Here is a 23,704-nt window from a genome sequence, read left to right on the forward strand (position 1 = left end):
CACCTCAGAAACGATTAGTCGTTATTGCGTAAAGTATGTGGTCTACAATAGTCGGATGATACTGTTGGCAATCGAGTAGGAGGTAATTGATTAATTCAATTACCGACCTCTCACACCACCGTACGTACGGTTCCGTATACGGCGGTTCAATAATTTAAGCACTTTGTATTGACTGGAGTGTCTTGCTCATATTGATGAGTCCAAGGCGTTCCAGTCTTTTGTTTGTCAGAGTATAGGTCAATGTCTTGCTATGCGCAGTTCGCCAATAACCCTTACGGGTATTGGCCATTGTATAAGCACTGGTGCCAGAAAGCCCCAGTTTTACAAGATGATTGACCTTTGTTTTGAGCTTCTTCCACTGTTTCCAAATATACTGGCGAATCCTTGCTCGCAACCATTCGTCTAAGTGACGGATAAAATTGGTCATTTTCCCGACCGAATAGTACTGTAACCACCCACGCATCTTTTGATGAATCTCGTTAAACACCAGGTTTAACGAAACGCCCCGATTGCGCTTGGTCATTTTCCTGAGTGCAGACTTGATGCGTTGCTTGGCCTGCCAAGCAGGTCGCGCATACGCACCTCCTCGACCAACCCCCAAGGAAAATCCCAGGAACTTGGCCCGCAGAGGCGAACTTACTGATGTCTTGTCCTCATTGACGGTGACCTTTAGGTCGCCTTCAAGAAAGCGAGTAACATTAGTCAGAACCCGTTCTCCAGCACGTTTGCTTCGGACATAAATATTACAATCGTCCGCATAGCGGACAAACTTATGACCTCTGGAAGTTAACAGCTTATCCAGTTCGTTGAGATAAATGTTAGCCAAAAGTGGCGATAAGGGGCCACCTTGAGGGGGTGCCTTTATCACTTCGTTCAAATAGACCACCATTCATGACACCGCTGGTTAGGAAGCGACGAATGAGATGCAGTATCCATGGATCCGTAATATACTGCTCAATAAATTTAATAAGCAGATCGTGGTTGACCGTATCGAAGTATGCTTTTAAATCGAGATCCACGACATAGTGATAGCCCTGATTGTAGAACTGAACCACTCTATCAATGGCATCTTTAGCACTTCGATTCGGTCGGAACCCAAAACTATTATCTGAGAAGACACGCTCAAATGTTGGCACCATGACTTGCGCCATGGCTTGTTGAACAAGTCGGTCAATCACAGTTGGTATTCCGAGCTTGCGTTTACCACCATTAGGTTTTGGAATTTCAACCCGCTTAACGGGACGAGGCCGATAGGTCTCGTTTTGTAAAGCTTGCAGTAATTCCTGTTTATGTTTCCTCAAGTAGGGCAACAGTTCGTCAACGGTCATTCCGTCTAGTCCTGCTGCACCTTTGTTTCTGCAGACGCGAAGATAAGCCTCGTTCAGGTTATTTCGGTCTAAGACTAACTCTTGAAACTTAGTGCCGTTCATCATCGTATTTTCACCAGAGTCAGTGCTACGCACCCCGACTTGTTCTTGGGCTTCCAGTCCTACTGTCCGCCGGCGGTCAGCTTTTTCTGTATTCTGCGGTTGTTGCACTGTCTCCACCTCCAATATCAATGATGACCTATTATTGTTCAGCCCTTCGTGGCAGATACCACTACTATGGCCTCGGCTGACTCCTGTATCGTTCTGCACCACATCACTGCGATGTTTGTTCCTGTGGCGCTTAGCGCGCCTCTTGTCGGGAACGTACGATACAGGCCTCCCCGGGTAAGAACGCCCACTTTCGTACCATGTCATTGCCAGCTTTACTGCGATGGCCTCGAGTAGTATTGGACTTTGGTTTGTTTGGCAACCTCGTCCGACCAACACAGCCTTATAGCTGATTCTTGTACATCAATGCGGTACTTTGTCGCCGACTTCCTTCAGATTCCACCTCACGATGGACACCCTTGTCATTGACTTGCGGTTCCGACTACTACGGCCCGCAACGGACTTTCACCGTCTAGTTGGCGCCCATGCCGGGCGCACCACAAAAACACCCCAGCTGAGAAGGGGCTGAGGTGTCAGAGAAACGGATGTCGCAATTTTGCACTTCAATTGATGAATCAGCAAGCAAGGCTTACTTGTTTGAGTCGATATCATCACGACTTTCAGCGAACTTCGTCTTGATGAAGTCGGCAGAAGTCTGTAACTTCTTAAGTTCTTCTTCAGTTAGATCGAGTTGCAGCTGTTCTTGAACGCCGTCCCGGCCAACGATGGCGGGATATGAAAGGTAGGTGCCGTACTCTTCGCGGTAGTTTGACACTGGCAGTTCAGTTTGAGCGTCACTCATGATCGTGTAGGCTAGCCGGACGGCAGAAGTAGCAACCCCGTAATTGGTGTACTTTTTGCCATGGAACACGGTGTGCCCACCGATGCGGGCCAAATGATCAAGTTCGTTTAAATCGAGGCCACGTTTTTCAGCAATTTCGGTAATGGGATGACCCAGAACCCGAACCGTTGACCAGGCTGTAAATTGGGAGTTACCGTGTTCGCCCAAGTTATAGCCGACAACGGAACGTGAGTCGATGTTTAACTGTTCAGCAACTGAACGACGCATCCGAGCGGAATCAAGCAAGGTCCCTGTTCCGATAACGTGGTTCTTAGGCAGGCCGGTCACTTCTTGGTAGATTGAGGTGATCACATCCACTGGGTTGGTGATAACAACGATCTTGCCGTTGAAGCCGGATTCCTTGATCTGCTTAGCAGCGCGCGGTACTTGAACTCGGGTAAATGGGAGTTCAGCGAACCGGTCGTCCGTTGGGTTATCCTGCAACTTGATGTTCCCAATGGCTGAGATGATGACGTCAGCATCCGATAACTTCGAATAGTCGTTGGTGAAGATGTTAGTGTGGTATGGCAAGTTCGCAATGGCATCGCGAAGGTCCAACGCATCAGCTTCCACCTTGTCTGTCCGTGTATCGATCAATACTAAATCATCCGCAAAGCCCATGGCAACGACGTAGTGTGCTGCAGCTGCGCCAACGTTACCCATACCGATAATACCAATTTTACGTGTCATTTTAAAAATCCCTCCAGATTTAATTTACTAAGTCAGGCACTGGGGCATGCCCAGGTACAGCTGCTTAGTGATCATTTTGAAGCTCGAAACGGGCGATAACTGAAAAACACATCCCGTTATTGTGTGGTTACTATGTAATCTTGCGTGCTGTGACGCCGGTTTATTTCATTGGCCTGACCTCCTTTGCGAGTCCTTGTGCTATAAAAAAAGCCAGAAGCTTAATGAACAGCCCCTGGTTTGCACCAACACTGCCCGTGGATTATACGGGCACTAAATCAACGGCCCGTACGCTAAATGACGACGACCCGGATGACTAAAGATTTAGTTGACGTGTTCGTGTTTTTCATAGTCAATTACCTCGCTTGTAGTATGTGCTTAATTTATCATTAAAGGAACATAAAATCAAGATTAAAAACAGATTAAATGTAATCGATTTACAATGAATGCCGTTCTCATGGGGCTGGTTACCACTAAAAAGTTTTCCAAGTCTGAGTTAAAAGGGTGGTATTTTGCAAGAAAAGAGACTACCTTATCATGAGAGAAAGAATTCAATTATAGATTGTGGATAGATTAGAGGGTAAACGATGCAAATTAAAAATTTAAACGGAATTACGGATGCCCAGATGGATCAGTTAATGGGCATTTGGCTGTCGAGCAACTTGGCCAGTCATGACTTTATTCAACCAGAATATTGGCGGCATCAACGCGAGGCAGTCGCTAAAGAACTACGTGAAGATGATGTCATTGCGGTGATGGACGAGGATGATGAAACGATTCTCGGTTTTGCGATGCTGGATGGCGAGGTCGTCCGCGGCGTGTACACGAAGACAACTGACCAGAGAAAGGGCGTGGGCGGCATGCTGATGTTTGCGTTAAAGGCAACGCACAACCACCTGAAACTCAGCGTCTTCCAAGAAAACGAAGCAGCAACGGCATTCTTCCAGCATCACGGGTTTAAGACCGCAACTGCGCATAAGGATGAGACGGTTGGGGAAGAGATGTGGGAGATGAAGTTGTAGAGTGCGGAAGAAGGGCGCTTAGGGGCGGAGTGTAAGCGACTTTCGGCATCAAATCCCGGTCTTGGATTTGGTGCCGGAAGTTGCTTACACTCCGCCCCTTGCCCTTCAGGAGCACGTTTCGGCTATGTAAGAGTAGAACTGCAAGCAATGTAGCTAGAGTTCGCAAAAGACTCATAAGAGTACCTGCCATATCTTCTGAACAGGGCTTTTAATAAAAAGTAACAACAGACATTCCCAGAATATAAAATAACAGCACCAAAAAAACGCCAACCATCAGCATTAACTGCAGATGATTGGCGTTTTACTATCCACAAAACATGCCAACCTACCGACCAAAGTTGATCTTTCCCGACAAAACAGAGAAGTACTTTCCAAGTTCAGTAACGGCATCGCCGCCACCAGCGGGACCACCATCACCGTGTTGATGACCATGGCCGCTACCGGAAAAGGCAACGCTCTGGTGGGCAAATTGGTCGCGTTGGTTCGCGTCTTCTAACTGTTTCAAAGCTTCACGCTGAACACGCTCATGAGAAGCGCGTCGAGCGGCAGCTGCCTTCTTAGCTGCAGTAATTTGTCGTTGCTGGGTGGCAGCGGCTTCGGCGGCCTTTTGCGCAGCAGCTTGCTGTGCTGAGGTTGAGTCGTTTGAAGGCGTGTTGTTCTGGGCCTGAGCAGCCGTCTGCGGTGTTGCATCCGCCGTAGATGGGGTGGTTGCGTCAGTATTTGGAGATGGTTCATTGTCAGCCAACGTTACAAAGGCGGCACTGGCTGTTGGTAAGTCAGCATCGTTTGCGGCCGTTGACGACGTATTAGGAGTATCAGTTGCCATAGGAGTAGTGTTTTCACCGTTATTTGTTGAAGCAGCGGTGGTGTTGCTGTTGCTTGAACCCGGTTGTTTCATGGTTGATGGTAATTTGACCCGGGTTGCAAGTTTTGGTGTCTTTGAAGAATTTGAGTTGTCGCCGGAATTTGATTTGGCGCCAGCGTCAGTCTTTTTAGTACCAGAAGCCGTACCGTTTTCTTTTGATCCAGTACCTTTCGTGTCATTATTACCAGTAGTATCTGTTGCACCATTACTGCCAGTGCCAGTTGTGCCATTAGCGCCGGAAGCGTTACTATCCGAGTCGCCACTGCCATTAGTGTCACTGCCGGTACCAGTAGAACTATTGTCACCTGTGTTATTGCCAGTGCCGGTAGAACTGCTATCACCAGTGTTGTTGCCAGTAGAGCCATTGTCGCCAGTATTATTACCAGAGCCAGTAGAGCCATTGTCACCAGTATTGTTACCAGTACCAGTAGAACCATTGTCACCAGTATTATTACCAGTACCAGTAGATCCGTTGTCACCAGTATTGTTACCAGTACCAGTAGAACCATTGTCACCAGAATTGTTACCAGTACCAGTAGAACCATTGTCACCAGTATCATTGCCGGTAGAACCGTTATCGCCAGTATTACCACCAGTACCTGCTTGCTTCTTTAGCGTCACAGTAAGCGTCTGACCAGCAGTCGTGTACCAAGCGGCACCTAACGTTTCGTTGTTTTGAACCAGATAGCCATCCTTTAAAAACCCGCTGACAACAGTTGTTGTGTCAAACGGTACCCGATCACCAACAACGCCGGTAAAGGTTTCAGTGTCGAGAATCTTGCCAGTATCTGCATCGACATAGTTCACAGTTACAGTACCGTAATCCTGCGCAGACAACTTAACGAGATGGATCGTCAGGTTGTTCTTAGTGCTATCCGCATTTGTCCAGAGATAGGGAACCGACGCCCGCTGACCAGAAGCTAATTCGTAACCGGCTGGCACAACTGCCGTGTAAATGTGCATTGAATTGGCCGTTACCGTCATGGTTTTAGGGGTACCAACAGTGTTACCGTCCTGATCGACGTAGGTCACAGTCCCAGAAACGAGGATCGCTGGGGCCTTTTTGACCTGCACGGTTAACGTGCCATCAGGGGTGAAGGTGTATTGCACCTTTGCGTCTTGACCATCGGCCAGAACGTAACCCTGAGGCAACGTTGCGGATACATCAAGCGTGTCCGCAACATCCTGGACACCACTGATCGTTGTTGAACCGACCTTACTGCCATATTCATTCACATAATTGATGGTGTTTGAAATGGGTGTGGTCGATGTTGATGATGAGTTATCAGCACCTGTGGAATCAGTGTCGGATCCACCATTAGAATCGGTCGAGCTATCTGTTGAAGAGTCTGAAGATGTCTTAGTCCCTGAATTGTCAGTGGTAGACGAACTCGTCGAACTAGTTGAATCCGTGCCAGTTGTCCCAGTATCGTTACCATCCGAACCAGTGCCATCAGAGGGCTTGGTGGACGAACTTGAACTGGAAGAACTGGTGCTGGAACTAGACGAGCTGGGGCCTGGCTGAATGACGTTAAAACTAGTAGACGCATTCAGAATATCCTGAAGCGTTAACTGAGCCGCAATCCGCTGTTCGCCACTGTCGTTCAACGTATAACTGCCAGTACTTGAAGTCGGCGTTGCCTCAATATCTGAAGAAATCAGGTTGATGTTAAAGATATTTGAGTCACCTAAATCATCGCTGACATAGGCATTTGCCGTTTGACCCTTCAACGCTGCAGCAACCGAGTTTTGATCCGTAATGCCAGAAATCACTGGCAGGTGCACAGTTAATCGCTCATAAAAATCGAGGGCAATCGACGAAGACACACCAGTTGGCCCATTTTTTATCTGTAAGCTGGACAATTGCCCCTGGATGTTTCTTTTAAGCACGTCGTCAACCATGGCACCATCGAGATAGATGCCATAGTAGGTCTGGCCATCAATGGTCAATGAGCGGAAACTACCGCCATCATAGCCGTCACCATCAATTTTACGACCGTTAATGACATAGGTGCCCTTACTCAGATCTTGGTCACTATTAAAGAGAAGGACGAATTGAGAGTCTGCAGAATAGACCGTGTGCCCGCCAACAGTCGTGACGTTAGTGGCAAACATGGTGTAATCAGAGGTTGATCCAACTAGCTTCCATTGATTAGTTGTCGACGTAAACGTGTCGCCAGACTTACTAAAGCTTGAACCAGCTACTGGCATGGTATCCTGTGCTGCTGCGATTTCAGATGATGAAGACGCATTATCAGCATGGACAGTCTTAGCTGGTGCGAGCTGCGTCGTCTGGCTTGCTAAAAATAATACGGATGATGCCACACCTAGCGTGAGCCATTTGCTGAATTGGTGGTCGTGCTTCTCCCCTGTGACCTTCATCATTCGCCCCTCCTTTCTGGCATTCCCCTATGAATCGTTAGTGGTGCTTAACTGTTTTAATTTACTATGTTTACGTTCCAAGATCATATCAGCAAGATTCGACCAATCATTAGGGGTCGGCGGATCTTGCCAAACGACTTGCGGTGCCGTGACTTTCTTTGAGTGAAAGTCAGAAATGTAGATGTCGACATCGTCGCTCAACTCGCTCTCCAAAACGAGGTTGGCGTTATCAAATGCATTGAGTGATTTCTTAACGTAGCTGCTATACAGGCATCCCTGTGAGAAGTCTACGAAGATGTGTACGCGATCGACCACGGCTTCCGGCGGTACGGAATTGATCAGTGAGAACATGTAGCTAAAGTACAGGTTGACCTGACTGTTGCCGTTGACCGGCACGAGATGTGACTGCACAAGGTTCGTAATGAAACGCGTGATGATCACGTCAAAGGCCGGGTACAGATCCCGGAAGAAGGTGGTCTTGCTGGGATCGGTGAACGTGGTGGGCTCAATGTAAAACGACGTGTACTGCATGTGGACGCTGAACAGACTGTCGCGAAGTTCTGTCCAGTTTAACTTGTCGCGTGAAACGATGATCCGACCGCCCTGTAACGAGGTGATGAAGTCATCTGTCAGGCGCTTGGCTAGCGGAAAAGTTGCCGCAAGTTCCTGGTCATCTTTAGGTGAAACGAGATCCTGTGATAATAGGAAGTAGTAGACGTAATCCAATTCCTGTTGGCTGACGCTGTATGTGTCGCGTAATAAGTCTTGAATCTGTGTCAGAAAGCCAGTTGCTGTTTCGTCAGTAACTGGCGTTTTGATCGTTTCTTCAGTTAAATTTTCTTGGTTGCCTAACCGTTTGAGCCAGACCTTCAAAAAGAAGCTCAATTTGACTTCCTGAGTAGGTGCAAGTGTCCGGTCAAAACACTGATGGTAACAGTCCAGTAACTTCGTGACGAGGTCGTCCAGATCTGGAAATGGATCATCAATGTCGTTGAACAGGGTGTAGTACAACTGGAAAAGATGGAGGCGGATGGTGAACTCGGGATCTTCGACCAAACTTGTGGGCTCGTAGAAGTTTTCCTTCTTTAATAGCTTCGCTAAAGCCCGTTCGCCGCTGTAAAAGGTGGACCGGCTCAGGTGATTCGCTTCGGCAGAAGCCGTTTTACCCGATAGTGTTGAGTAGAAGAATTGGTACTCCAGAATCACATACTTAGTTGCCCGATAAAGGTACTGCAGTTGAATGCGCTGCAAACATATCTGCTGTCACATTGTTGACGTGCCAGATGCCTTGAATGGCCTCATCGACGTAACTCGGAGCCTCACCTGCGACCAGGCTTAAATCATTATTTAAATTATCGAAACATTTATCTAATTGGTAACGGGTCAGTTCCAGCTTTTCTGCGAGCTCGGCACGTGAGATAGTCCCGGAGTCCGAGTCTGTCAAAAGGTGCAGCACGATAAAGCTGGTCTGGTCGTCATCGTTAAACAAAGTCGCATAATTCATCTGTGGGGTTCACCTCCGGGTCTGCTCACCCTCCCCAATGCTAATGATTACACATATTTAACAAATAGTGTGTGTGCGTTTTTTGCAAAATTTCAAAAAAACGCACACGCGCAAAGGGTTGAGTTTTAGACGTTTTCACTCTAGAATTTTGGGTATAGAGAGGTGACACATTACGAAAATAATGGTCACGCTATTACCACTTGATTATACACCATCTGCGTGGATTATTAATCTGATTCACAACGGTAACTGATCGGGTAATAAAATCTATGGCTGCTTGAGACAAAACCGAATCTCAACTCATTGTATGCATTGACAATGTGGTTGGTCATAAGGGTGACCAGTCATCTAAAAACAGTTTTCGTTAATGGTGCCGATGCCAAAGAACCGGTGAAGTTGAAAATCGATTTATAGGACAGTTTCAAGTGGCTGGCAACAGTCATTGGCGTGAGTAACGTCAACACAAGCTCGGGGGAGTGAGGTGTTGACAGCTTACATACCAAGATCAAGAGGGAATTTTAAGGGTTATCAATAGATAGGGGGAAATGCGATTGCGTGCCATTGATTTAATTGGTAAGCGATACAACCGGTTAACGGTGATCGCCCGAGCAACATTAAATGCTGCGAATGGCGATGCCCGTTGGATTTGTCAGTGTGACTGCGGTCAACAGTGCGTAGTAGATTCCTACCGCTTGCGGAAAGGGAGAACCAAGAGCTGCGGGTGTCTACGACGCGAAGACTCAGCCAGACGGAGCAGTGACAACGATGCCTTCATTCAAATGAAAGCAAACAACGCGTCACAGCTCAAAAATGAAGACGGCGTTTGCTACTCGTCACTACGACGCAGTAAGCAAAACCGCTCCGGCCACATTGGCGTTTCATACGTCAAACGAACGGGACTATATGTTGCCCGCCTGCGTTACAACGGTCAATACGTGTTGAACAAGACGGTGACAACATATGAACGTGCCTGCCAGCTTAGGGAAGAAGCTGAAGACACATACTTACATCAACTGAGTGAAACGGCTGAGCCAAGATTACTGGCCGGTCGGTAGATTCACGACGTTTAGGAAAATAAATCGAGACTAGGGAGTATCGATTTATGCGGCAAGGTAGTTTCATTGCAACACGAGTGGATAACTAGGGAGAGTTTCAAAAAGTCATCGTTGCAGCGTAGGAAACTGTTACAACGCATTCAAATAAGACTGTCAATTCCTAGTATTGGAGTTAACAGTCTTATTTTGTTTCATCACCACTGTGCCTGGCTGAATACCATCTAAGTTTAGCTGGTGCATGGATTCTAAATTCTTACAGTATTGTTTTAGCGCTGGATTGAGGGATCTGGTGCTTTTTTTGCGTTGATAGGGAGTCCGTTACATTCCGCAATTTGGCACTCCGTGTGGTGGCTCGCGATGAAGCTAATTCGATTGTTGCTGCGCGCCACTCGAATGGATCTCCATCGTCTCGCACATCAGTAACCGACCATAGAACGGTCGCTAACTGATGTCGACACCGCAGCTCCGTGCCAAATTGCTGCATTCCACTCACATGGTGCATATTTCAGACGGTTGTTAAATATTGAAATTCAGGCAAAGACAGTTTGTAGAGAAATCCGCCCTCGACTGCTTATGGCCCACTGTTAACAATGCTTGAAACTAAAGTTAGAATCAAACAGTTTGTAGTTGATCGATACTAATACAACGGTATCATTGTTGTTGATTAGTCTAGCAATTGTAGCGTAGTGGAGCCGGTCGGCATTGCAGGCAGTAGCGACCCCACTACAGCCTGCAGGGCCGACTGGCGCAGCGAAGTGACAGTCAACCACTCAAATATGACTACATACGCGCTTAATAGTTTCTTACCAATCTTTATCAGGCCTTTATTTCATTTTAAGCTGCCATTAAGCCCACGACCGTAACATAGATTTCGAACATCAAGTTCATAACAACTACAGCACAGATCAGAAAGAAAGTCCTTTTTATGGAAAAACTACTGAATACGCACTGTAACGCAACGATTTCGATTCCACACTCGCTTATTAACACAGGTTCATTAACTAAAGAAAACTAGCTCCTGCATTGAGCTAACCCCAAATAAAGAGATTTCTGAACAACCAACATTCCTCAAGCATAAACAGGATTCAAGAAACACCTCTCAAGCAGCAACATCCCACTTAAAGAGATTCCAAATAAAGTAATACCCCCAAACAAAATGCCTAACGATTCCCAAATTACCCCATTCACCTCTCTATAAAATCTGATCAGCGTCCTCCAAACACTGATCACACCAAGGTAAATCGTCCCAACTCATCCCACCCCCTTGATGATGCGGGACCGGTAAATAAAAAAATATTGCACACCCACTAGAATACAGCGCTAGTGGGTGTTTTTGTAGAGTGTGGAGCAAGGCGTTTTGAGGGCGGAGCGTAAGGCACTTTGACCCGAAAAGTCCGGGCCTGACTTTTTGGGTCGAAGTGCCTTACGCAGGAGCCCTCAGCCTTGCGGAACACGTTTCGGCACGGTAAAAGCGAAGCACGTCGCCAAAACTGCTCAGAAACCAAACAGCAGAAAAGTCCGGGTCTGACTTTTTTGCCAGAGTCCGTTACACGTTAGCCCAGTACAAGGGTAAAAATTAATTCAAAATACTTAATCAAGCTTAAAGTAATACCTAATCCACATACAATTATGATGCAAATATTCCTACCAGGACTATTTTTAACTTAGAAATTATACCAATGATTATTTTGCAAATTTTTTTGATACGTCAATCCTTGCTATTAATGGACTTTAACACCCTATATCAAAATATTCCAATTTTGTAACAAAAAATTAAAATTTGATGAGACAACACTCCGAAAACCCGCTAACTCATGCGCTCACAATGCATTTAAATTAGCCTTGAGTATAATTATTAGCGTTTTTTAATGTGCTATACTAGTCTCATACAGTTTTAACTTACTGATTTCACTCACGAGAGGATTGATTTAATTTGACAGAAGCAACAGATTATTTAGCATCAGTTCGTGCACAACTTGAACAGCGTGACCCTAACCAGCCTGAATTTTTGGAAGCTATCGATAATTTCTTTAAGACAATCGCACCCGTTTTGGAAAAACATCCGGAATACGTAAAAGCCAATATCGTTGGCCGCCTCGTTGAACCGGAACGGGCCTTCCAATTCCGGGTGCCGTGGGTTGACGATGATGGTAACGTCCAAGTGAACCGTGGTTTCCGGGTTCAATTCAGCGCTGCCATCGGCCCTTACAAGGGTGGGTTGCGATTACACCCAACCGTCAATTTATCAATCGTGAAGTTCCTAGGGTTTGAACAGATCTTCAAAAACTCCCTGACCGGCCTGCCAATTGGTGGTGGTAAAGGTGGGAGTGACTTTGATCCGAAGGGTAAGTCCGACGGCGAAGTCATGCGCTTCTGTCAAAGCTTCATGACCGAATTACAACGCCACATTGGGTTAGACATTGACGTGCCAGCCGGTGATATTGGTGTCGGCTGTCGTGAAATTGGCTTCTTATACGGCCAATATCGTCGGTTACGCGGTGCAGAACGTGGCATCTTAACCGGGAAAGGCTTGAGCTACGGCGGGAGTTTAGCTCGGACTGAAGCCACCGGTTTTGGCCTGTTGTACTATACCAAGGCGCTGTTAGCTGCTAACAACGAAACGTTAGACGGCAAGAAGATCAAAGTTTCCGGCTCCGGGAACGTTGCCATCTATGCCATCCAAAAGGCAACTGAATTAGGTGCCACAGTTGTGACGGCTTCTGATTCCAACGGTTTCGTTTACGATCCTAATGGTATTGACTACAAGGTCATTCAACAGATCAAGGAAGTTGAACGCGGCCGGATCAAGGATTACGCCGACCGTGTGTCAACAGCGGAATACCATGAAGGGTCCGTATGGGACTTCGATGCTGACTACGACATTGCGTTACCATGTGCCACTCAAAACGAAATCGATGCTGACCAAGCTGACCGTGTCATCAAGAACGGTGCGACCGTGGTGGCTTCAGGGGCCAACATGCCATGTACGCCAGCTGCTGTGACTGCCTTCAGCAAGGCCAACGTGCTCCTCGGCCCAGCTAAGGCTGCCAATGCCGGTGGGGTTGCCGTTTCTGCCCTTGAAATGAGTCAAAACAGCGAACGACTTTCTTGGACCTTTGAAGAAGTCGACAACCGGTTGAAAGACATTATGCAAAACATCTTTGATGAATCTCAAGCCGCTGCTGAAGAGTACGGCTTGGGCAAGAACTACCTTGCTGGCGCCAACATTGCCGGCTTCAACAAGGTGGCCGATGCCATGTTAGCTCAGGGTGTTATCTAGGCTTCAATAAAAGAATAAATTGTCACACAACATTAGTGAACCCCCAGTCAGAACCCGTTTATTCTGATTGGGGGTTTTGCGGTCTCTTGGAAATTTAACACAAGTGTGCAAATCTTTAGAAACCGGTTTTGGGCGTGGCATGCTAAACTAGGAGGAGACATAATAGGAAAGAACTGATGCGGATGCGAATTCGACCGGCACGGAAAACAGACGATTTTCAGGCGATCGCACAACTATATTTGACCACTTGGCGGGCGACGTACGCGGGGTTGTTTGACCAGACATTTTTGGATGGCCTGACAACAGCTGTGTGGCATCCAGATCAGCAGTGGCGGCGGATGTTTCTGGCAGAAACGGATGCGGGTGAACTCGTGGGTGTTTGCACGTATGGGCCTTCGCGAACACCTGAGTTGGCTGACTGGGGCGAGGTGTATGCCATTTATATTTTGCCGGCATACCAGCACCGGGGACTGGGACCGCGGCTGTTGACCGCGGCCCTAGACCAGTTGAAACGACGGTACCGCACGGCATATCTATGGGTGCTGCGGGATAACGTTTCGGCGGTGCACTTTTATCTTGAACAAGGCTTTGTCCTGACCCAAACCGTGCGCGATGACCACGACTGTATTGAACAGGTGTACTGTACGCAACTTATTTAGGAATTGTGTGGCGTCTCGGCTGACAGATGAGATGGAGTTTGCTATTGTTAAGAGAGTAGATTAGGACCTAAAATAGGAGGGACCCGCTGCATGTCTGAACAGGGAAACTACGTTGTTGTCGCAATGGAAAATACGAAGAACGCAAACCGGATCTTTAATTACGCCTTGGACCTTGCTGCAGAACGGCATAAGTCAGTTTACGGCATCTACGTGATCGACACTGTTCAAACGCTGCCTTACGATGAAGACCAGTGGGAGACCTGGATTGAAACGCAAGAGGCGCTCGGCGCGTTCAACATGCAACGGCACAGCGAAATGGCAGCGGAGGCTGACTTGCGTTTCATCTGGTCCGTCATGTATGGCGACCCGGTGCTCAAAATTGCCCGGTTCGCCAACCTCGATAACGTCTGTCACCTCGTGATGGGTGCGTACGGCGAGCGCCATTTAGCAACGGACCTGCTGGGACACAAAGTTCCCGATATCCTGAGCCACGTCAGAGAAAACGTCACGCTTGTTCATTAATAGGATTTAGTGTCATTAAAAAGAAAACGTGTTTTGTGAGTTGCAATTTCGGTGTCCGTCACTTATAGCACACGCTACATTAACTAGGGGGAATCATTATGTGGCTTGTATTAGTCATTGTTTTTATTATTTCAACGGCCATCGGCGGGGTAGCCTGGTGGTACGCAGCACATTACGACGGGTTAGTAGGCGTGACCCGCGCGATTACATTTATCAGTATCATCTGTCTGGTCGGCAGTGGGGTCGGCCTGTGGAAGAACGGCTTTACGTGGGGGTCAAGCAACAACGCGACCAATTCTGCGAAGTCGTCTAGTTCTTCAAAGAAATTAGCAAACTCACAGTTCTTTGCCGAGCGGGACTCCGAACAGACGGCTGCTAAGAATCTCGCCAATAATGAAACGGCTGTGTTGAAGCAGTTGAACAAGATGTACGTTAATCAGGGTCCAGTGACGTTTGATAAAGCGACAAAGACCTACACGGTTACCGCTCAGAAGCCAAAGTTTAAAAAGGCAATTGCCACCATTTGGAAATATCCAAGCAAGAACCAAAAATCACTGACGTCGTTGAAGACAAACTATCTGAAAGTTAGCAAGTCGATCAATAAAACGCTGAAGGCACAGTATACCTTGCAGTTGAAGAATGCGGCCGGGAATGTGATCATTACTATTAAGAATGGGACGGTTACGTTTAGTGGGTTGAATAACTAAATAAAAAATACCGGCTCAAGAAAAATACTCCTGGAGGTATAAGGTGTCAAAAGACTGAATTAATTTTATTTAAGTCTTTTTATTTTGCACAAATTTATAATTTTTTATCAAAAAATTCCTAGTAATAGGGTTTCGCTTGCCAAGATCAATTGAAAGTTAACCCATCTTTACCTAATAAATATTCACACATAAAATAAATATTTTAAACACTTGTTGGTTATAATGTATCTGATTAGCACTTATTTCAAACAGAACAAAATTTTTGTTAAAAAACTTATTCACACGTATTTACTTCCCAGATTAAAACCCTTACAATGTCTATGTACTTATAAAATTAAATATTTGGAGGAGTTGACTTCGATGGGGAAAAAGAAGTTTACCACGACGCTTGATAGCGACATGATCAAACAATTGAAGATCATCGCTGTTGAAGAAGATACCAGTGTCGCAAGTTTGTTGGAGAACCTTGTGCAATCGTATCTGTTAGCAAAAACGTCGTAATTTAGCATCACTGTATGGGAGTGCAGACGGCAATTTAAGAACGGGGGATTCTTTAATCATGGTTGGCAAAAACAATCGCGTAAAAGACGTAGCAACAAATGAAAAGAAACATTACAAGGATTATAAATCGGGTAAACGATGGGTATTTGCTAGTATCGCAAGCCTATCATTAGGGACCGCATTATTTTTTGGGTCCGGATTAACGACGTATGCTGATAGCAGCACACCTTCCAATTCAACAGACACGTTAAGCGACAGCACAGCAGATGCGGCCGCAGCCACTTCGTCTACAAATAAAGTGACGTTGACATCACCCTCAACTGGTAGTTCAGATACGTCAAACAGTGCTGATACGAGCAGTGATACGACTGCAACTGCAGATTCGGACACATCTTCGAGCACAGTTGCAGACAGTGACTCCTCATCGTCAGATAGTTCAGTGGGTTCATCAGTTGAGGATGATACGCAGGCATCACAATCTGACACAGACACAACAGCTGCTAACAAAGTAACAACTACGGATACAGGAAGTACTACAGCAACAAGTAAGCCAAATTCAGCAACTACTAAAAGTACAACTGCGACAAATAATGGTGTAACTAATGACCAGATCACTGATAGCACACCTGCCACAGATATAACAACCGACGCATCCACCGTGGACGATACCTCAACGGGGGATGGGTCGGATAAGACTGTGTCCTCAGATACAGTTGACAACGTGACAGGTGAGGTTTTAGACACACCAACGATCTCTACTGATTCACTGGCTGTCAATAGTGAGACGATCATTAACCCGACTGACGCAGATATTGATACAGCCAAGGAAACAATGGAAGCTGCCTATAAGCTGACGGGGCAAGCTCAGCAGTTGAACATGATGCTAGATGAAGCAACACCAAGTGAAACTAGCGCTACAGTGACGTTGACATCCGACACCACTACGGTGGGGTATGAGACGGGTGTGACAGCAATTACGTTAACACTAACCGCCACAGGCGCTGAAACGGGTGATACCTATTCAGTTACAATCCCAACAACTAGTGTTCTTGGGTACGACGGCATAGATCCGTTGTCCGCAAATCAAGGTACTGTCACTACAACAAAGACAGCAGATGGGACGATCGTTACTGATACCATTGTTAAAAATACGGCCGACATGTCTCAGCAAATTACGTTATGGGTTTCGAACAACTATGCAGCAAAACCTGAACCGATTGCTGACGTCGGCACGGGCGTTTACAACATTACGTTAGCTGTCAACGGGACCACGACAACAACAATCCCAATTACACAGACAGTGACACCGACAATTAATTTGGATCCAATCACACGAACATCGCCGGATACGACAAATGTTCCGGCCGTTCAGCCTAATACCGATTATGTCTATGACTTTGATGTGAACGAATCCGAGGGCCTTATAAATAACGGGTATCAAACAAAACAAGTTAACTCAAATGTAAATTATGGAACGACGATTACGATTCCGGTTCCAGAAGGGTTTACCCTGGATAGTACCCTCACCGATAGCTTAAACAATTTTAATGATGCAACAACGATTACACAATCGGCTGCTGGCGCAGATATTATCATTACCGTTCCCAAGGGGTCTGGTAAGCAAGGTTGGGAAGGTCAAAATGGGTATCAAATTGCAGGGTCTTATGGCGTTACACAAACTGCTGATGATCAAACGTTGACCGCAGCCGGCCCAATTCAGTTTTCGCAGGTGATTTCAGCTGATGGGGCAACGCTTGATGGCACTGGATCAACGATGTCTGAAACCATTGCCGGAACAAGTGATATTGCCTCTGTGAGTGGTATCAGCGTTTCTATTGGTGGTAACAGTTATGGGGCTGGTGCACAAAATCAATTGACATTAAGTACTGACCCCGCCGATGCAACCAGTTACTTAGCCACTTACGGACTTTCTTCAATGATTGCGAGTGCTTTGACGGATGATGCAGTTGTGACCATTTCTGTTCCTGACGGGATAAAAATGTCATCATTGACGGTTCCAGATTCTGGTGCGAATTCATCACAGTATCTGACTGGTACAACACAGTACAGTTACACAGTAACGTTAGCTGATGGGACGACTCAAGAGGGCGTTGTTGATGCTGGTGGCGAAATTACGGCTGCAGCTGGGACGACAATTCGGTCGATTGCGCTGACGCCTAACTACCTGTCTTCAGGTGCCTATACAGTTGGCGCAAACCACGGTACCGATTCAGGATTTGTTTTATCAGGTTCTGTTTCACAAACCTATGATAATGGAAATGCGGTGCAAGTGGGTGATGAAATCAACTTTGGTATCAGTGTCACACTGGCCTCTGATCCAACAACAGTTATCGCATCACAAACTTATACGGAAACGATTTCTGTTCCGATTGATGGTGTCTATGCCTATATGTGGCAACCTGCAGATGGTCAGGTTGCAGGTAAGGTGTATGCTGGCCGGATTTCAGTTGGCAGAACTGGTGGCAACAAGCACACGACTGACAATGTTTATGAACCAACTTTCTACTATGTATTGCCATCAGGAACCAGCATTTATGGCATGAGTGGTATTTCAGATGACGCAAAAGTGACGGAATACTTGAGTGATGATGGTCGCACAGTTGTTGAGGTTGATTACTCAGGAACAGGAGAATCTGTTAACACCGATTCAACTGGGCCAGTTCAAATTGATTTATCAAACAACCCGGATGCACTCCCCGGAGAATATCCGTTCTCGATGTATGTCTACTCACCGACAACTGCCCTAACTAATGGGACGAAGGTAACGGATACCTCATACACAAATGGAAATGCTGATGCCTATTTAATGATTGGCGGTGACATGAATTGGACGATTAGCTCTGCCAGCGTTTTTGATGAGTATTCATTTGCCCAAGGAAATCAAGACGTGACCGGTATCAGCGCTGGTACTTCTGATGATCAAGGGACTGATGACGCAACCTTTTACACAACACTCATTAACACGGTTGCTGATGGTGCTGATAATACGGCTACCAGTGTCATCAATTTACCAACTGACGGCGATGCTAGTGGCTCCGGCTATACGTTTGACTTAACCGGTCCAGTCACATTACCAACAAATTATATTACCAGCACAGGTACAGGTGACGCTATTCAAGGCACAGTGCTCTATTCGACCTCAGCACAAACCGTAACAAACGGGCAAGCTGCCCCAGATACCACGGGTTATGTAACCGCAGATGAAATTGGTGACAATTGGTCTTCAGTTCGGTCAATTATGATTGAAGTGGATAATGTCGCCAAAGGGACATCAACAGGTCGAATTGCCATCAACGGCACGATTGAAAATATGGAAAATCTGGCAGGCCAGACTGGTTATCTATCCACCGCCGTTTTCGTCAACGGAAATAGTGCAAGTACTGAGGCTAAAGCAGCATCAATTGCCATCACTGGGACTTCCAGCGTAACAACTCGTTTCCATTACGTTGATGCGGATGGCAACGACCAGTACATTACATTGGATGACCTCGCACAAAACGACCTTCAGGATAACGTGGACACGCTCAAAGATATTTATCCAACTAGTCTCGATGGCTTTTCTGCAGCTGATCAGGCACTAATTCCTGAGGGTTACACATTAGCAAGCGATGATTACACACTTGTTTCCGGTCCCAATGCTGATGGCATTGAATCCACCGCAACGACCAAGGTTGGCGATACCGCAATTTACAGCACTGACGGCGAAATTGTGCAGTATGAACTGGCCAAGAGTGCAGACTTAACCGTGACCTATGTTGACGATGACAATGGCGGCAGCACAGTGGGTGACGTGGCTACTGTTTCTGGCGTGCTCGGGACTAGTGGCAGCTATCAGACTACGACACCAACAGGATACGATTTGGCAAGTGGGCAAGCTAGCACATTAGCGTACACGTTAACGGATGATGATACTGACAACTTAACGGTCCATCTGGTGCATAACATCACGACCACTGGCACAGTGACAACAACGAATACGGTCACGTACACTGGTCTGCCAGCAGACAAAACGCCTGCCACTCAAACGGCAGATGTCACTTGGGCTATTGAAACGGATGATGTGACAGGTCAGACAACATACGTACCATCCACGGCCGGCACCACCACTTATCAAACGACTAATGTTGCTGGTTACAGTTTTGATCCCTCTCAAGCTGAGGTTAGTTTTACCACTGCTTCTCAATCGGACGCACCGACGGACCAAAACACCGAAGTTGCATACACTGCTGATAAGCAAGCCACAGATATTGAGTTTGTCGATGATGACGAAAACGGTGCTTCAGTCGGCGACTCGACAGCACTTAATGGGACAACGGACCAGGCTGTTGATTGGACCGCTGCAGTTCCTGACAATTACGATTTAGCTAAGAACCAATCGGCGTCTGGGACGTATACGTTCCAAGCTACTGACAATGCGCCAATTGTTATTCACTTAGTCCATCAACATACCACGACCTCGATGACCACAACGGACACTGTTTCGTACACGGGGCTACCAAGCGATAGGACGGTGTCGGATAATAGTGCTACTGTCAATTGGACTGTTGATACAGATCAGGTTACGAATACGGTGACCTACACAACTGCAACTCCAACTACGGAAATTGCATCGCCGACAGTAACAGGGTACACAGCTGCCGACCCTTCCGTGACCTTCACTCAGTCTGCAAGTACAACGACGGAACCAGTCGACCAGCAACAAACCGTTAACTATACGCCAAACGCAACGTCGTTTACGGTTTCTTATGTGGATGATGATAATGGCGGCGCGCAGGTTGGTCAACCTGCGACCGTTAATGGGACGACTGATGAAACCGGCGCGTACACAGTTGATGTGCCAGCGGGTTATCAATTGGCCGCGCAACAGGATGTTACGATTGGCGCTGATAATACCGTTGCTTACACGTTGCCAACGGATAACATGACGATTCATTTAACGCACAAACATGCTGTTTCAACCACAACTACGACGAATACTGTGACGTACGCTGGGTTGCCAGAAACTAAAACACCTAGTGATGACGTTTCGACAGTGACCTGGAATGTCGATACTGATGAAGCAACTGATACGACAGTCTATACACCTGATAATGCAACGACTACTGTTTCAGTGCCAACGATTGATGGGTATACAGCCGCGGCAAACGAAGTGACGTTTACTCAAGGCACAACACCTGAAAATCAAACGAAGACAGTGACTTATACGGCTGACCCAGAAAGTTTGACCGTAACCTATGTCGATGATGATTCTAGCGATGAAGCCCAGGTTGGCAACACGGTGACGTTGACGGGTAACATGGATGACACAGGAACTTACACTGTGACCATCCCAACCGGTTACGCCTTAACAGCTGGTCAGACTGAAATCAGCGATGCAAATACGATTGCCTACACACTGACGAACGATGATAGCGATAATTTAACGATTCATCTGTCACACGTTCATACCTCAAGTACAGTTACGACGACAGATACAGTGACCTATACCGGTCTGCCAACTGACAAGGCACAGACGCCGAAGACTGTCGCTGTTGATTGGACAGTCGATACCGATGAAGCCACTGGTCAGAGTACCTATACACCATCAGTAACATCAACTGTAATTGATTCGCCAATAGTTGATGGTTATGCGCCAGCCAGCACAACGACTGACTTCCCGCAGGAAACCATTACGGATGTCCCTACAGATCAGACAACAACAGTCGCGTACACGGCTACTGGTCAAAGTCTGACAGTGACATACGTTGACGATACAACTGGTGATACGATGACAAACTTGGGTGGCACGTTAACTGGTGTTACGGATGAGACTGGTACGTACACGGTTCAGGTGCCAACCAACTATGTTTTAAGTGACGGTCAAACGGCTGAAGTTGCTTACGCATTTACTACCGATAATACAGATAACCTGACGATTCACTTGAGTCACGGTATCGCAACTGGAACGGCAACCACTACGCGAAATGTTTACTTTGTTGTTCAGGGAGATAATGCACTAAACCCTGATCCGGTTCAACAAACCGCAATGTGGAATGTGACTGAAGATATGGTCACTGGCGCCGTTACTGCGACAACTACGGATAGTTATGGTCAAGTCTATACACCGGCTGTTTCAGGTTATACCGCAAATACAACCACAGTACCAAGTGAGACGTTAGGCACAATTAACACGTTACCTACGAATGCTGAGGATGCCTTTGTGACCTACGCAGCTGACCCACAAACAGCCACGGTTGAATACATTGATGATGATAATGGTGAGAAGACTGTTGGCACGCCAACTACACTAAACGGCGTTACGGGAACGACTACCGACTGGAATACGACTGATTTGCTAACGGGGTACCACCTTGCGACTGACCAGGCAGCGGCACTTATGAATTTACGGCTGGCGATGATCAAGTTGTCCAGATCCACGTGGCGCATACGCATACACAATCGTCAATGACGACCCAGGATACAGTGAGCTATGAAGGCTTACCAACTGATAAGGCACAGACCGCAAAGTTACAATCAGTTACCTGGGACGTCGACACCGACGAAGCTACTGGTACAAGCACCTACACACCAGAGACAGCACAGACTGCGATTGAGAGTCCCGCCGTTGACGGGTACACAGCGGATCAGACGACGGTCTTGTTTGATCAAGCTTCTGATACGACCGCACCGGAAAATCAGTCAAAGACTGTGACCTATACAGCTGATCCTCAAACGCTAACTGTGACCTATATTGATGATGCGACTGGTGAAACGATGCCCGCGCTCGATACAACTTTAACCGGTACGACGGATGAGACTGGCACCTATACAGTATCAGTACCGACTAACTATGTTTTGAGTCAGGGACAATCAGCCAGTGTCGCCTACACGTATACAACGGATAATACGGATGATATTACCGTTCATTTAACACACGCTATTGCTGATGGGACGACGAACACGACACGGACGATTTACTACGTGGTTGAAGGCGATAACAGTCAGAACCCAACGCCAACCACGCAGACTGTGACGTGGAAGGTTGAACGTGACATGGTGACTGGTGCAATTGTTGCCACAGCCGAAGGCGATTACGAGGCTTCAGATAGCCCTGAAGTGAGCGGCTATACCCCTGATCAGGCCACGGTTGCAGCAGAAACACTGGGCGCAATCGATACCCAGCCAACGGATACAAAGGTATATGTGGCATACACGGCTGATCCTGCGACTGAAAAGGTCACCTATATTGATGATGCAACTGGCGAAGAAATGCCGACGCTTGACACCACCATTGATGGCTACACTGGGATGAAGGGCACCTATGATGTAACAGTTCCGAACAACTATGTCCTAGGTCAGGGTCAATCTGCTGAGGTCGCCTACACGATGCAGCCTGGCGAGACGGCGCTAACCGTTCATTTAAACCACATGATTGTTGACGGGACAGCCACAACGACGAGAACGATTACGTACGTTGTCCCTGGTGACCCAAGCGCAGCACCAAAGACGGTTACCCAAGATATCACGTGGAAGGTCGTTCGTGACATGGTGACTGGATCAAGTTACGCGACGGCACAAAATGGATATGATGAAGTTGATACTCCAACATTGGTTGGCTACACAGCCGATAAGTCAAGTGTTGCGCAAGTATTGTTTGGCAACGAACCTACGAGTGATTTAGCGGATTCAACCGTTGTTGTCACATACACAGCTAACCCAGTTGCCCCAGATAATGGTGGCAATGGTGGGAATGACAGTGACGGTGGCACGCCTACCACAACGGGGACTGATTCATCGACTCCGGGTAACGATACGGCGACTGACAACGATGGTGACACCGTTTCAGGCAATGACAATGGCAAGAGTGGCGATTCTGGTGACACAACTACCAGCAGTTCTAGTCATGGCGATACCGTTACTCATGGTCAAGCTAATGAAAATTCTTCAGTGGCAACAACAGCTAAAGGTGATACCACAACTGGTAAGCAAGAAACTACTAACCGGACATTGTCTGGAACACTGACCACTTCAAGCGCTGATACAGGTGGTGACAAGTCAGTAACTGGCACGGCTGATAAGACTTCTAAGTTGCCGCAAACGAGTGAGCAACAAAGCGGTGTATGGGCAATTGTTGGAGCTTCATTGATGGGCTTACTTGGTTTGATTGGTTTTGGTAAGAAGAAACGTGAAGATGATTAGTGACT

The 23,704-nt window shown here is 47.0% G+C and carries 13 protein-coding genes and 1 pseudogene; 9 read left to right on the plus strand and 5 right to left on the minus strand.

Annotated elements, in window-relative coordinates; genetic code table 11:
• Nucleotides 1-154 precede the first annotated feature (154 nt).
• A pseudogene (ltrA, locus tag AYR61_RS05750) lies at nucleotides 155-1,538 on the minus strand (group II intron reverse transcriptase/maturase).
• Nucleotides 1,539-2,064: 526 nt separating this feature from the next.
• A complete protein-coding gene (locus AYR61_RS05755; RefSeq protein WP_054707408.1) occupies nucleotides 2,065-3,006 on the minus strand; it encodes an L-lactate dehydrogenase in 942 nt (313 codons plus the stop codon).
• A 584-nt stretch (nucleotides 3,007-3,590) separates the two neighbouring features.
• Here AYR61_RS05755 and AYR61_RS05760 point away from each other — a divergent pair.
• The gene (locus AYR61_RS05760; protein WP_065902102.1) at nucleotides 3,591-4,025 is read left to right on the plus strand and encodes a GNAT family N-acetyltransferase; all 435 of its coding nucleotides are present in this window, start codon (nucleotides 3,591-3,593) and stop codon (nucleotides 4,023-4,025) included.
• Between the two features lie 325 nt (nucleotides 4,026-4,350).
• Here the strand turns inward: AYR61_RS05760 and AYR61_RS05765 are convergent, their stop codons facing one another.
• The 3 genes from AYR61_RS05765 to AYR61_RS05775 are packed head-to-tail and all read right to left on the minus strand — an operon-like array spanning nucleotide 4,351 to nucleotide 8,776.
• Nucleotides 4,351-7,275: a beta strand repeat-containing protein gene (locus AYR61_RS05765; RefSeq protein WP_156770463.1), complete on the minus strand. Its 2,925-nt coding sequence runs from the start codon at nucleotides 7,273-7,275 to the stop codon at nucleotides 4,351-4,353.
• A gap of 24 nt (nucleotides 7,276-7,299) precedes the next feature.
• The gene (locus AYR61_RS05770) at nucleotides 7,300-8,523 is read right to left on the minus strand and encodes a hypothetical protein (RefSeq protein WP_065902106.1); all 1,224 of its coding nucleotides are present in this window, start codon (nucleotides 8,521-8,523) and stop codon (nucleotides 7,300-7,302) included.
• Nucleotides 8,483-8,776 carry a hypothetical protein gene (locus AYR61_RS05775; protein ID WP_056987047.1) on the minus strand — a complete coding sequence of 98 codons (294 nt, stop codon included), beginning with the start codon at nucleotides 8,774-8,776 and terminating at the stop codon, nucleotides 8,483-8,485. Before AYR61_RS05775 ends, AYR61_RS05770 begins: the two co-directional genes overlap by 41 nt.
• Nucleotides 8,777-9,555: 779 nt before the next feature.
• Here AYR61_RS05775 and AYR61_RS15155 point away from each other — a divergent pair.
• The 8 genes from AYR61_RS15155 (at nucleotide 9,556) to AYR61_RS05810 (ending at nucleotide 23,699) form a co-directional block, all read left to right on the plus strand.
• Complete coding sequence (locus tag AYR61_RS15155; protein ID WP_156770464.1) at nucleotides 9,556-9,831, plus strand: hypothetical protein; 276 nt, start codon at nucleotides 9,556-9,558, stop codon at nucleotides 9,829-9,831.
• 1,933 nt (nucleotides 9,832-11,764) lie between these two features.
• A complete protein-coding gene (gene gdhA, locus AYR61_RS05785; protein ID WP_056987046.1) occupies nucleotides 11,765-13,111 on the plus strand; it encodes an NADP-specific glutamate dehydrogenase in 1,347 nt (448 codons plus the stop codon).
• A gap of 176 nt (nucleotides 13,112-13,287) precedes the next feature.
• Nucleotides 13,288-13,770 carry a GNAT family N-acetyltransferase gene (locus AYR61_RS05790; protein ID WP_054707387.1) on the plus strand — a complete coding sequence of 161 codons (483 nt, stop codon included), beginning with the start codon at nucleotides 13,288-13,290 and terminating at the stop codon, nucleotides 13,768-13,770.
• A 90-nt stretch (nucleotides 13,771-13,860) separates the two neighbouring features.
• Nucleotides 13,861-14,292, plus strand: a complete 432-nt coding sequence (locus AYR61_RS05795) for a universal stress protein (RefSeq protein ID WP_054707384.1) — start codon at nucleotides 13,861-13,863, stop codon at nucleotides 14,290-14,292.
• Nucleotides 14,293-14,390: 98 nt separating this feature from the next.
• The gene (locus AYR61_RS05800; protein ID WP_065902110.1) at nucleotides 14,391-14,999 is read left to right on the plus strand and encodes a hypothetical protein; all 609 of its coding nucleotides are present in this window, start codon (nucleotides 14,391-14,393) and stop codon (nucleotides 14,997-14,999) included.
• A 360-nt stretch (nucleotides 15,000-15,359) separates the two neighbouring features.
• Nucleotides 15,360-15,500 carry a hypothetical protein gene (locus AYR61_RS15330; protein ID WP_169790382.1) on the plus strand — a complete coding sequence of 47 codons (141 nt, stop codon included), beginning with the start codon at nucleotides 15,360-15,362 and terminating at the stop codon, nucleotides 15,498-15,500.
• Nucleotides 15,501-15,558: 58 nt separating this feature from the next.
• Nucleotides 15,559-21,969, plus strand: a complete 6,411-nt coding sequence (locus tag AYR61_RS05805) for a mucin-binding protein (RefSeq protein WP_065902112.1) — start codon at nucleotides 15,559-15,561, stop codon at nucleotides 21,967-21,969.
• Complete coding sequence (locus tag AYR61_RS05810; protein WP_065902114.1) at nucleotides 21,966-23,699, plus strand: mucin-binding protein; 1,734 nt, start codon at nucleotides 21,966-21,968, stop codon at nucleotides 23,697-23,699. The genes AYR61_RS05805 and AYR61_RS05810 overlap by 4 nt, the downstream gene beginning before the upstream one ends.
• Nucleotides 23,700-23,704: the final 5 nt, after the last annotated feature.

Origin of the sequence: Secundilactobacillus paracollinoides, from assembly GCF_001702155.1 — a bacterium.
Taxonomy (GTDB): domain Bacteria; phylum Bacillota; class Bacilli; order Lactobacillales; family Lactobacillaceae; genus Secundilactobacillus; species Secundilactobacillus paracollinoides.